The 11,145-nt window shown below is 68.1% G+C and carries 15 protein-coding genes and 1 pseudogene; 8 read left to right on the plus strand and 8 right to left on the minus strand.

From position 1 onward, the window contains the following. Positions 1–19 precede the first annotated feature (19 nt). Entirely contained in the window at positions 20–640 is a 621-nt protein-coding gene (locus O5O46_RS26800; protein WP_269858155.1) for a TetR/AcrR family transcriptional regulator C-terminal domain-containing protein, read from the minus strand. Positions 641–755: 115 nt separating this feature from the next. Here O5O46_RS26800 and O5O46_RS26805 point away from each other — a divergent pair, with 115 nt between their 5' ends. Next, positions 756–2,228, plus strand: coding sequence for an FAD-dependent monooxygenase (locus O5O46_RS26805; protein ID WP_269858156.1), 1,473 nt, complete (start codon positions 756–758; stop codon positions 2,226–2,228). Between the two features lie 289 nt (positions 2,229–2,517). Here the strand turns inward: O5O46_RS26805 and O5O46_RS26810 are convergent, their stop codons facing one another. The 5 genes and pseudogenes from O5O46_RS26810 to O5O46_RS26825 form a co-directional block, all read right to left on the minus strand. Next, entirely contained in the window at positions 2,518–3,108 is a 591-nt protein-coding gene (locus O5O46_RS26810) for a GntR family transcriptional regulator (RefSeq protein ID WP_269858157.1), read from the minus strand. 74 nt (positions 3,109–3,182) lie between these two features. After that, positions 3,183–3,293 (minus strand): annotated as a pseudogene (locus O5O46_RS35665) (IS5/IS1182 family transposase); the annotation flags it as partial. Positions 3,294–3,304: 11 nt separating this feature from the next. Continuing rightward, a complete protein-coding gene (locus tag O5O46_RS26815; protein ID WP_269858158.1) occupies positions 3,305–3,814 on the minus strand; it encodes an alpha/beta fold hydrolase in 510 nt (169 codons plus the stop codon). Further along, a complete protein-coding gene (locus O5O46_RS26820; RefSeq protein ID WP_269858159.1) occupies positions 3,811–4,050 on the minus strand; it encodes an alpha/beta fold hydrolase in 240 nt (79 codons plus the stop codon). The genes O5O46_RS26815 and O5O46_RS26820 overlap by 4 nt, the downstream gene beginning before the upstream one ends. 345 nt (positions 4,051–4,395) lie before the next feature. Further along, positions 4,396–4,788, minus strand: coding sequence for a nuclear transport factor 2 family protein (locus O5O46_RS26825; protein ID WP_269858160.1), 393 nt, complete (start codon positions 4,786–4,788; stop codon positions 4,396–4,398). A 105-nt stretch (positions 4,789–4,893) separates the two neighbouring features. Here O5O46_RS26825 and O5O46_RS26830 point away from each other — a divergent pair, with 105 nt between their 5' ends. Together O5O46_RS26830 and O5O46_RS26835 are read left to right on the plus strand one after the other, a co-directional pair. After that, on the plus strand, positions 4,894–5,337 hold the full coding sequence (locus O5O46_RS26830) for a MarR family winged helix-turn-helix transcriptional regulator (protein WP_269858161.1): 444 nt from the start codon (positions 4,894–4,896) through the stop codon (positions 5,335–5,337). A 696-nt stretch (positions 5,338–6,033) separates the two neighbouring features. Further along, positions 6,034–6,402 carry a DUF5684 domain-containing protein gene (locus tag O5O46_RS26835; protein WP_269858162.1) on the plus strand — a complete coding sequence of 123 codons (369 nt, stop codon included), beginning with the start codon at positions 6,034–6,036 and terminating at the stop codon, positions 6,400–6,402. Positions 6,403–6,995: 593 nt separating this feature from the next. Here O5O46_RS26835 and O5O46_RS26840 read toward each other — a convergent pair. Next, the gene (locus tag O5O46_RS26840; RefSeq protein ID WP_333482429.1) at positions 6,996–7,298 is read right to left on the minus strand and encodes a response regulator transcription factor; all 303 of its coding nucleotides are present in this window, start codon (positions 7,296–7,298) and stop codon (positions 6,996–6,998) included. A gap of 94 nt (positions 7,299–7,392) precedes the next feature. Here O5O46_RS26840 and O5O46_RS26845 point away from each other — a divergent pair, with 94 nt between their 5' ends. Further along, positions 7,393–8,475, plus strand: a complete 1,083-nt coding sequence (locus O5O46_RS26845) for an integrase core domain-containing protein (protein WP_269858171.1) — start codon at positions 7,393–7,395, stop codon at positions 8,473–8,475. Positions 8,476–8,941: 466 nt separating this feature from the next. Here O5O46_RS26845 and O5O46_RS26850 read toward each other — a convergent pair whose 3' ends face one another. Further along, complete coding sequence (locus tag O5O46_RS26850) at positions 8,942–9,196, minus strand: hypothetical protein (protein WP_269858163.1); 255 nt, start codon at positions 9,194–9,196, stop codon at positions 8,942–8,944. 180 nt (positions 9,197–9,376) lie between these two features. Between O5O46_RS26850 and O5O46_RS26855 the strand changes: the two genes are divergently transcribed. Genes O5O46_RS26855 through O5O46_RS26870 form a run of 4 tightly spaced genes read left to right on the plus strand, consistent with a single transcriptional unit; the run spans position 9,377 to position 10,909 of the window. After that, positions 9,377–9,880 (plus strand): hypothetical protein, encoded by a 504-nt coding sequence (locus O5O46_RS26855; protein WP_269858164.1) that lies wholly within the window; start codon positions 9,377–9,379, stop codon positions 9,878–9,880. Further along, on the plus strand, positions 9,877–10,131 hold the full coding sequence (locus O5O46_RS26860; RefSeq protein ID WP_269858165.1) for a hypothetical protein: 255 nt from the start codon (positions 9,877–9,879) through the stop codon (positions 10,129–10,131). The genes O5O46_RS26855 and O5O46_RS26860 overlap by 4 nt, the downstream gene beginning before the upstream one ends. Next, a complete protein-coding gene (locus O5O46_RS26865) occupies positions 10,128–10,706 on the plus strand; it encodes a hypothetical protein (protein WP_269858166.1) in 579 nt (192 codons plus the stop codon). The genes O5O46_RS26860 and O5O46_RS26865 overlap by 4 nt, the downstream gene beginning before the upstream one ends. Further along, positions 10,703–10,909: a hypothetical protein gene (locus tag O5O46_RS26870; RefSeq protein WP_269858167.1), complete on the plus strand. Its 207-nt coding sequence runs from the start codon at positions 10,703–10,705 to the stop codon at positions 10,907–10,909. Before O5O46_RS26865 ends, O5O46_RS26870 begins: the two co-directional genes overlap by 4 nt. Positions 10,910–11,145: the final 236 nt, after the last annotated feature.

The following is an 11,145-nucleotide window of genomic DNA, read 5'->3' on the forward strand; positions in this document are numbered from 1 at the left end:
TCGCGAGCTTTGACACCCTTCAACGGCTTTGGCTGGCTGGTCTCTCGGTTCGGGGAAGGCCGGCGATGATCAGGTCGAGGGCGAATTCGAAGCGTTGGTCGAAGTTGTCGGGGCCGACGTAGGGCAGGGCCGCGGTCAGGGCTGGATAGGTGCTGGCCGGGACTTGGTCCGGGAGGAGGGCCGGTGCGGTCTCTTGGGCGGCTTGCTGTTCCTGGGTGAGGCCCAGGGTCAGGTAGAAGATCGACCAGTGGGTCCACGCGGCCGTGCGCGGCGAGTGGCCCGCCGCCAGCAAGGTAGCGATCACGGTGTCGGCGTAGCGAAGCGTGCGGGGCTCGGCTGCGAAGACGCCCGCGACCATCCTGGCGGCGTCGCGGCGGGAGAGCAGTGCCGTGCGGCAGCGGCGGCTCAGTTCCTTGAGCCGGTCGGGGAACGCCTCGGGCAGCGGCTCGTCGAGACAGTGCGCGAGGAGTTCGTCGGAGGCCAGTTCGAGCAGGCGGCCCTTGCTGGAGGCGTGCCAGCGGACGGTGTTGTGCCGCACGCCGAGCCGGGCAGCGACGGCGCGCATGGTCACGCCGTCCAGCCCGTGCTCGTCGAGGACTGCCAGCGTGGCGGCGACGATCTCGTCCTGTGTCGTACCCATCCGACGCACCTCCCCGGTCGCTTCCGCACCCTGTCGCCCAACCCCTGTTGTCCAATGGACAATTGTAGGGCATGCTCACTCTTGTCCAACGGACAAGAGTGAGGGAGTGGTTGTCATGTTCGACGTGCTCATCGCCGGGGCCGGCCCGGTGGGGCTCTGGCTGGCCGCGGAACTGCGCCTGCATGGGGTGGAGGTGGCCGTGGTGGAACGCCGCGCGGCACCGGACGGACGGTCGCGCGCGGTCGGCATGCAGGCCGGCACGCTGGACACCTTCGCCACCCGAGGACTCGCGGAGCGGTTCATCGAACGGGGCACCCCCGTGCCGACCGGCCACTTCGGCGCGGCGACCACCCGGCTGGACTTCTCCACAGTCGGAACGGTGCACCCGTACATGCTGGCGCTCGGTCAGTCCGTCACCGAACAGCTCCTGGAGGAGCACGCGGTTTCCGTGGGCGCCCGGGTGCTGCGGGGGGAGGAAGTCGTCTCGCTCACCCAGGGGCCGGACGCCGTCGAGGTGGTGATCCGGGCCAGCGGTACCCACCGGACCGTGCGAGCGCGCTGGGTAGTGGGCTGCGACGGCACTCGCAGCACGGTGCGCCAGGCGGCCGGCATCGACTTTCCCGGTCAGGACACCACGCTGACCGGGTGGCTCGCCGACGTCGAACTCGACGACCCACCCACCGCGCCGCTCGCCGCCACTGGGCCGGCCGGTTCGTTCCTGGCGGCCCCGATCGGCGACGGCGTCCACCGGCTGGCAGGCCTGTCCACGGCCACCATGCACCACGGCACCGGCGAACCGCTGACCCTGGAAGAGGTACGCCAGCAGACCCGCGCACTACTGGGACGGGACCTGGGTATCCGCAACCCCCGGTGGCTGTCGCGCTACGGCAATGCCACCCGCCAGGCCGCCCGGTACCGCGCCGGACGGGTGCTGCTGGCCGGGGACGCGGCGCACATGTTCTTCCCGGCCGGTGGCCAGGGCATGAACCTCGGTATCCAGGACGCCACCAACCTGGGCTGGAAGCTCGCCGCAACCCTCCAGGGCCGGGCGCCCGACGGACTGCTCGACAGCTACGACACGGAGCGTCGGCCGGCCGCCCGCGCCGTCATCGACAACGCCCGCGCGCAGCTCGCCCTGTTCGCCGCGGCGAGCCCGGAACAGATCGCGCTGCGCGAGGTGGTGTCCGCCGCGCTGGCCGAACCGGAGACCAACCGCCAGTGGGCCCGCCGGATCGCCGGCTTCGGCGACCCGCTCCCCGCCGACACCGCACCCGGCGCGCACCCGCTGAACGGCACCCGCCTGACCGGCCTCGCCCTGGACACGGCACAGGCACCCACCGCCCACCCCTTGATGCACCACGGCCGGCCATTGCTGCTGGACCTCGGCGGGACGCGGACGCCGTGCCCCGCGAGTGACCTAGAACAGCGGGCAGCCACGGTCAACGCCGAAGTGGCGGACCCTATCTGGCGGGACGTCACCGCAGTCCTGATCCGGCCCGACGCCCGGATCGCCTGGGCCAGCACCGACACCGACCCGCAGCGCCGGGCGGCCGGCTGCCTCACCGCCCTGCGCACCCTGTGCCGCTGAGCGCGCTCGGCGAGCCCACACGCCCGGACCCGCTCGGCTAGGCCCAATGCCGTTGAGTTACGGGGGCTGGACGGCGATGGCTTCGTGATGTGGTCGTGTGGGCTGGGGTCAGTGGCGGTGGTGCCTGGCCTTCGCCTTGAACTTGGACATTTTCCGTTTGAGAACGCGGGGCTGACTGCGCTGGCGGCGGGGCGGTAGGAGGTTCTCGCTGATGAAGTGGTCCCAGGCGCAGGCCAGCGGCGTACCCCGACGTCAACCTTCCTGGGCAAGAATCCGCTCTTCGCCAGATTCAGGAGACCCGGATGCTGGCCTCAGCGATCGACGAGCTGGAAATGAGCGCGTCGATGATCTGGGCCATGGAGGCCCGCGTCCGGGCCTCCATGGCCCCCCGGGCCGTAGCGGGATCGCGCTCGCGGATGGCATCAAAAATCGCTTGCCGCTCATGCGCAGCTGACGCCGAGAAGGCGAGCGACTTCAAGGTGATCCGCAAGATGCGTTCGAGCTCGTCGAAGACTCGAGTGATCGACTGCGCCAGCATGTCATTCCCGCACCTGTTGGCGATGATCGTGTCGAACTCGAAGTTGGCGCGAAGGAAGGCGTTGACGCTCTCCGCATTCCCCAACTCGTAAGTGACTTTGAGGAGTTCTTCCATCCGGGCAAGATCGTCATCCGGGCAGCCGAGCTTCGCCGCCAGGCCGGCGGCTTCGGTTTCCAGAAGCTGCCGGAAGGCGCAGAGCTCCCGCGCCCCCTTCAAGGTCACAGGCAGGATGCGGTAACCCGAGCGGGGCAGCGCCTGGACCAGCCCATCGCGCTGCAGCTGGGTCAGGGCTTCCCTCACCGGCATCGCGCCGACCCCTGCCAGGTGCGTCAGGTGGCACAACAGAGGGCTGTCCGCCCCTAAAGATCTTCTCGTAACTCTGTAACTATGCCGCTGCCGTGGGGGTGTTGCTGAGCTCCTGACCCCTGGTAGCCGCCGTCGGCGATGACGGTTGCGTCCCCGCAGGCGGTCTTGATGCCAGAGTCGGCGAAGGCTGTGCAGTCGTTGTGGTTCCCGGGCAGCGGTCCAGGACAAATGATCAGCCCGCCGTGACCGTCACTGCCTTCACGAAATCGTCCACGACCTGCGCAGCCCACTCCGGGTTCTCGAACGGCGGGTAGTGCCCGATGTCAGGCACTCTCAGCAGCTGTGCCACCGAGCCCATCTCTGCGACCGTGTCATCGACCAGCTCATCCTGTACGAGGAAGTCGTCGGTGCCCTGCACGATCAGGACCGGGCACCGCACATCGCCGAGCCGACCACGCAGATCGTGGGAGGCCCACGCCTGGCCATCGAACTTCCCCGCCTGCTGGGAGGTACTGCGCTGCAGCCACCTCAGCTCGATTTCCTGCTCAGAAGTCAGTTTCTTGCTCGCCGAGGCCACCGCCGCATGCTCGAGGTGATCGGTCCAGCCGGCATCGGGCGCGACCGTCTGACCTGCCAGCAACGCAGCGGCCTCGGCCGACAGCGGTGTCCACGACGCTGCCTGCATCGAGATGACACCTCGATAGCACTCACCGTGGTGAGCGGCGAGATCCAGTGCCGTCAAGCCCCCCCCACAGAGGCGCCGAGCACGAAGGGCGACTCTCCGGTCAGAACCGTCTTCACGAATGCGTCCGCGAACTCGGCATGGTCATGTATGGACGTCCCGGGCTTCCACTGCGCGGGGTAGGAACGGCAGTGCCCGGGAAGATCGGGCGCGATCGCACGATATCCGCGTTCGGCAAGCAGCGGCAGCAGATGCCTGTAGACCCGAGAGTCCGTGGCCCCCGGGTGAATCAACACGATCGGGTCGCCTTCCCCGGCCTCGTCGAAATAGGTGCGCGTGACTGGCCACCTCGCCCAGTGAATCCAGCAGCCCCGGACCCCTCAGCGCGGCCTGCAGGATGCTGGCGAAGTTGCTCAAAGACAGGCGGGATCGGCGATGATGCGTCGGCAGGCACGGCCTCCCACTCGGATCACAGAGCGTCGAGAACTCCGTGAGCCTGGAAGGCCGTGCCTGCCTTCTCCCGGCACCTCGCCCGCCTGACAGATCCTCACGACCCCGACGTTAAGCGGCCACGTCGAGGCCCCGGTCGTCAAACGTGCCCGGCCCAGGCGGCGTTCGCCACCGGACGGTGAGCGGCGAGCTCAGCGGGCGCTGCCGATGTTGCGGTCCGCTTCGGAGCCCTGGAGCATCAGCGTGGTCTCCTCTATGCGGCTGAAGCGGCCGTCGGATGCCAGGTCGGCGAACACGTAGACCTCCGTGAGCACGGTCGAGCCGTCCTTCTTCGTGATGTTGACCGTGTGGCGGTCGGCGTACTTGGTGCCGTCATAGAGCTCGTCGTGGACCTCGACAGAGCCTTCGGCGACGAGCGTGCGCAGGTGGGTGATGTGCTCGATGAAGCCGGCGCGGTCGGCCCACTGCCCGTCCGTGCGCTGCCGGTAGCCGGGGGTGAAGTGGCGGTCGGCGGCTTCTTCGACGGTGATGTCGGTGTTGAAGATCAGGTCGGTCATGGCGGCGGCGACGCCAGTGGGGTTCATGGGGATTTTCCCTTCACAGTGAACACTCGATGAAAGTGCGTGCGCTGCGCACGCTTCTTCGACTGTAGCATCGAATGCGTGCGCAGCGCACGCTATTGTGGGGTTATGGAGAACGAGGTAGGACACGAGATCGCCGATGCGCTGGGCATCCTGCTCAAACGCACCACCCGCGCCCAGCTGCACAAGAACCTGACCGAGGGCATGGGGGAGGCAGTGGACGAGCTGACCTACCCGGTCCTCAGCGCACTGGCCAGGACCGGCCCCCGCAGTGCCGCCGAGCTGGGCCCGGACGCCGGACTCGACCGCTCCGGCGTCACCCGCCGCGCATCCCGCCTGGAGGCCGCCGGACTCATCCGCCGCGAACCGGACCCCACCGACCGTCGCGCATCCCTGCTGGTCCTCACCGACAGGGGAGAACACACCGTGGCCGAACTACGCGAGCGCCTGGCCACCCACATCGCCGCGAGCCTCAACTCCTGGCCGCCCGGGGACGCCCAGACCTTCGCCCGCCACCTCCGCCGCTTCATCACCGAAGGCCCCTTCGCATAGCTGCCTCACACCATCAGGCCGTGGCCGTCCAGTTGAGGCGCCCGGCTCGATTCCGGCGTCGCAGTCGGACTGTTCATATGAGGCCCCGTCAACTGAAGCGCACTGCTGCGCCAACGCAAGGGCTCCCCCGCCAGCGTGTCCGGTTGATCGCCCGAGCGGTTGGCCGGGTGCAGGGGCCCCTATGGGGTTCGTCAAGGAATTGCGTCGGCATGCGAGCCGCGGGGGCGGCAGGACCTGGCGGAGGCCGTGCTGGCTCGCCGAGCTGGCTCCGAGTGCCCCGAACTGCGGGTCTGGCCCGGCGAGGAACGCGCTGCGGCTGAACTGGGGCATTGCCCTGTCCTGCCGCTCCACCGCTTCCGCGATGTCCGGGCCCATCCGTCCTGCGAGCACGGCTTCTTGGTGGGCTGCGAGGGCGCGCCGGTAGCCGGACGCGTACGGAACGCCGGGTTCTTGACTGCTGGTTGGCGTGGGCGATCAGCTTCGGCGCGGTGGTTCGGCGCAGTGTTTGGGGATGATCCCGCGACTGGCCGATCAAGCGGGGAGCAACTGCACCAAATTTGCTGTGCCACAACCTCTTTCCGCAGGTCACCGGAGTTGTGATGAAGGGACCGGAAGGATGGAGAGACCAGGTCTCAGCGTGATCACGAAAGAGCCACACGTTCAGCGCTTCGAGAGCTCACGTGGGAAGCTCCTGAGATGACTAAGTCCGGCTTCGAACCTGTCCACATTGTGGTGCTTATCGTCGCTCTCGTCGTGGCGGTATTGGAGATCGCGGCGTTGTGGAGGGCGTTGACGAAGGCAAGTCGGCCCGGCTGGGGCGCGATCATACCGATCTACAATTTGTACCTGTGGCTCAAGGTGGCAGGACGGCCGGGTTGGTGGCTGGCCTTGTACCTCATCCCGGGAGTCAACGTCATCGTGCACCTCGTCGTATCGCTCGACATCGCCCGGTCGTTCGACAAGGGCACGATGTTCGGTATCGGCCTGTGGCTGCTCCCGTGGATCGGCGTCCCGGTCCTGGGCTTCGGCAGCGCTCGGTACGTCGGCGCCAACCCCACTGCATAGCCCAGCCTGGACGCTTTTTCAGCGCTTTGACGAGCAACTATCTGAGCGTGCGCACTTATCTACAGCCACGCTCGCACGCGTCTGAAACCAACGCGCTGCCATTGCCGTTCGGAACGGGGGCCATCGACGCCCAACCGAACGGTGAGTACGAACACTTACCGCCCTTCAGACGCCGTGACCTGCGGAAAGAGGATGTGACACAGCTTCGTCGGGAGACACCGGGGCACTGGCCGAGGGGCTGGCATGCCCCTGTCCCTACGGCGGGGCGGTCCGGGGTACGCCGAGACCTGTCGGCACTCGGGCGCAAGGTCGACACCACCGAAACGGCAGGAACGAAGGGCCCGATGACAGTGCGCGTCGGATGGTGGCGGTGGCCACGCGGTGTCCGAGCCGTCGCAGTTGAGTTTGGATTCTGGCGTAGCCCCAGCTTGGATTCGCTGTAGCGAGGCGCTGGATGAGTGCGGCGAGTTCGTGGGGCAACGGTGGTCGGCTGGGCTTAGTGGGCGTCTGACGCCATTTCAGGAGGTAGAGCTGCCGTGACCAGAACGGATGCACTTTCCGACACCCGCAACAGCTGAGGGCCGCGGTGGGTTTCAGCCGACGACGCCGTGTTCCCAGGCCCAGGCTGCGATCTCCACGCGGTTGCGGGCCGGTAGTTTGTCTTGGACCCGGCTGAGGTGGCTCTTGATGGTGCTGAGCGAGAGAGTCAGCCGTTCGGCGATCTCGTTGTTCGTGTGCCCGCGGGCGACCAGGCTCACGACCTTCAGTTCCTGGGGAGTGAGCCGTCGTGCGGCGGCGGCCCCGGTCTCGGCGCGTGACGGTCTGCTCAGGTGTTCCAGGAGCCGGACGGTGACGGACGGCGAGATGAGGGAGTCACCGTTGACAGCGGCATGCACCTGCGGGTGCCGGAAACCCCATCCATGGCCTGTGACGTGCAGGTTCTTGCGAACGGCCGATGGTCGCCGTGTGGGCGTGGCAGGCTGCTGGATCGTGCTGTTGCGACTGGCCTACCTCGCCGTGTCGAGCGTGTTCGCCTTCATGCGACTGCTGCCGATGAGCGATGTGGACAAGGAGATCGAGATATTGACGCTGCGCCACCAGTTGGACGTGCTACAGCGCCAGATCGACAGGCCCCGGGTGGCACCGGCGGACCGCACTTTCCTTGCCGCGCTCCTGCACCGGCTCCCCAGGCCCAGGCTGCGGCAGCTGCACCTGATCGTCTCGCCCGAGACGATCCTGAGGTGGCACCGCGATCTCATGCGCCGCCGCCACGCCAACGCCTCCCGCCACAAGCGGCCCGGCAGACCGGCGACCCGCCGCGCCATCCAGGCTCTCGTCCTGCGTCTGGCCCACGAGAACGCAAGCTGGGGCTACCGGCGCATCCACGGCGAACTCGCCACCCTCGAAATCAAGGTCGCACCCTCCACCGTATGGGAGATCCTCCGAGCGCACGGGATCGAGCCCGCGCCCGAACGCGACCACCAGACCTGGGCCACCTTCCTTCACAGCCAAGCCCAGGCAATCTTGGCCTGCGACTTCTTCACCGCCACCACCCTCAACGGCGCGACACTGTACGTCTTCGCTGCCATCGAGCATGCCAACCGCCAGGTCCGCATCCTGGGCGCAACGACTCATCCCACCGCGGCCTGGGTCACCCAGGCCGCCCGGAATCTCATGATGGACCTCCAGGACGCCGGCACCACAGTCACGCACCTGATCAGAGATCGCGACAGCAAATACACCCGCGCGTTCGACGCCGTCTTTGCCGCCGAGGGCATCGAGATCGTCACCACCGGCATCCGTGTTCCCCGGATGAACTCGATTATGGAACGTTGGGTGCAAACGTGCAGACATGAGCTCCTCGACCGCACCTTGATCTGGAACCAGGCCCACCTGCTCCACGCGCTCGGCGAGTTCGAGTCGTTCTACAACCAGCATCGGCCACACCGCACGCTTCACAACGCGGCGCCCCTCCGGCCATTTCCCGAACCGATGACCGATCCGGACCGCCTCGACGTCCATCGACGTGATCGACTCGGCGGCCTCCTCCACGAGTACGCTCATGCGGCCTGATCTGCGCGGACGTAATATTCGGCACCCGCAGCGTTTAGGCCTCTCGATGGCCGCTACATCAACATCATCCCGGGTGACCTCGCCGCCCAACGGTTGACGACCGCGCCCAACGTCCCCGTACCGCGCCCCACGTCGACCGGATCGGGCGACGGACAAATCGCCCCCGATTGACACGACTTGAGGCTGGGAGCAAGAGCGCTCCCAGAGGGCTCCCCGTTCGCTCCCACCGCAAAAACGACAAAGGCCGCTTCCGTTACTCACGGAAACGGCCTTCGACCTGCGGTTTCGCAAGTCGGGACGACAGGATTTGAACCTGCGACCCCTTGACCCCCAGTGTTCGAATCGGCGTCCGTGACGTCCAACGGGTCCATGCAGAGCGGTCCTTGCCCAGGTCAGCGGCTCACCGACCAGCCCCGTAGGGGCAGTTTGTGAGACGAGTGTGAGACAGCACGAAGCTGATCGGTTCTCAACTTTCGGGCTGCGCGGAACGGCGCGGTCGGCCCCCCTTGCGGGCTCTGCGCTCGGCGAGTTCCTGCTCGGCTACCTCAAGGTCGGCGAGGTCCCGCTCGTCGCCATGCTCCCTGATGTCTGCGCGCACATGGTTGAGCAACAGCGCGCTTCGGTCGGTGCCCAGCCGCTCGGCCACTCGGCCGTATGCCTCCCACATGACGCGCGGGATGCGGAAGCGCGTGTGGTGGGTGTGGTCGGCGCTGTCTCCCATGGCTCTCCCTCTCGTGTTCCCACGGGGATTCTGACACGAACCGCTTGTGTGGGAACAGGGTTAGGGATTACTGTGTTCCCACAAGGTTAATCGACCTTCCAACGCAGAACGGCCCCACCTCGGGCTTCCACACACCGAGGCAGGGCCTGACGGAACCCCTGATGCAACCAGGAGCCCGCTGTGCTTCACCTTTTCATGCGCCCCCAGACCGGACGCCAGACCACCCGCCGTTTCCTCTCCACCGTCTCCGACGCGGTCCGTTCGCTGATCGCCCCCGCGTCGCTGGCCGAACGCCCCGCTCCGTCGAAGCCGGCGCCCGTCGCCGCTGCGGAGCCCACCGGCCTATTCGCCCCCGACGAGCTGCCGCCCGTCGAGGAGATCGAGGCCGCCGCCGCCCAGTTCGCCCGCGCCGCCGACTCGGCGCGCGCCGCGGACCGCGCGAAGCGGAAGTCGAAGAAGATCCTCGACCGTCTCCCCGCGGGGATCTACGGGCGTTGGACGGTCACCCGTGAGCCGTCGAACCGCATGACCGCGGACCTCGACGCGATCCGGGCGATCTTCAAGGAGCACGATCTGGGCGACGTGCCGATGAAGCCGGGTGCGCCGAGCCTGCGGGTCACCCGCGTCACCGACACCAACCCGCTGCCGACCGCTGCCGAGCTGCTCGCAGGGGCATCCCGGTGAGCGCCATCGAGACGGGCGGCACCTATCTGCTGCTGCCGGTTCCGGGTGCGGTCCGCACGGTCGACGGCACCGTGACCGTCGTGGAGGTCGGACCGATCGGGCCGAAGACCTGGGTCACCGTCACCGGCCAGGTGCTGGTCCCGGTCGAGGACTTGGAGCCGGGCGAGGAGTTCGGCCTGGTCGAGGAGCAGACCTGGATCACGCTCGCCGACAGGATCGGTGCCCCGGTCCGGCAGGCGGTGGCCCGATGACGCACACGCCTTTGCACATCGCTATCCGCATTGCCCGCGAGGCCTTGGCGGACGCTGAGGGGTTGCAGCCGGGCTGTAGCCGTGACCAGTTGCTGGGCTCGCATGCCGGTCTGAAGGTGTCGCTGCGGTCCCTGCTCGACGCGATCGCCGCGGACTGTCCGGCCAGGCTCGCCGCGCAGCAGGACCAGGAGTTCTTGAACCTGGCCCGTGCCGCCCGGACGGAGATCCTCAACGCCCAGGGCGCTCTGCGGCGCATCGATCCGCTGGTGGGTGCTCTGACCCGCATGGTCTGGCCCGACGAGGACCAGGCCGCGGCCGAGCGGCCGGCGGACCGGTGTCCGGCGGCACCCCCGGAGGACCCGACTCCGTGCGGCGGGCCGGTCGTGGTGACGGTGCTGGATACCCGCAACGGTGGGGCGGAGGGCTGCGAGCATCACGCGGCCCGGCTGTTGGCCTCGTTGGAGCGCGGCCGTGTGTACGCCCTGCCGGATGCCCCCGAGGGCGCGGCGAGCCGTGTGTTCAGGGCGGCCGGGAACCTGCGGCCGTTCGAGTGGCTGCGGGGTGACGGGTCATGAAGCCGAAGTTTCCGATCCCGCGGCCGACCGAGCACGCCGCGATCGGCAACGCGAGCCTCACGGCCCAGCCGCTGCCGCCGATGCCGGTCCTCTTCGCCGGTCTCCTCACCGCTCAGGCGCTCGACGACCGGCACGGGGCGAACCTCTTCGCCCACGCCATCGCCCGCAGCGGTCAAGGCCCGCACACCACCCCCACCCGCTGACGGCCTGGGGCCCGGCCCCTCCTCTCACGGGGGCCGGTACCCGCCCGCAAAACCGGCGCCGCCCCGGGCTCGCATCCCGGGGCGGCTGTCGGCCCCACTCCACCACCAAGGAAGAAGGCAGGACCGTGACCATTCTGGATGAACAACCCACCACAGGTACACGGTGGACCGCCGAGCCGCTGCGCCCCTCCTACGGGCCCACGCTCGTCAACGGCTGGGGCGAGGGCGAGATCCCT

Source organism: Streptomyces sp. RPT161 (genome assembly GCF_027533845.1).
Taxonomy (GTDB): Bacteria; Actinomycetota; Actinomycetes; order Streptomycetales; family Streptomycetaceae; genus Streptantibioticus_A; species Streptantibioticus_A silvisoli_A.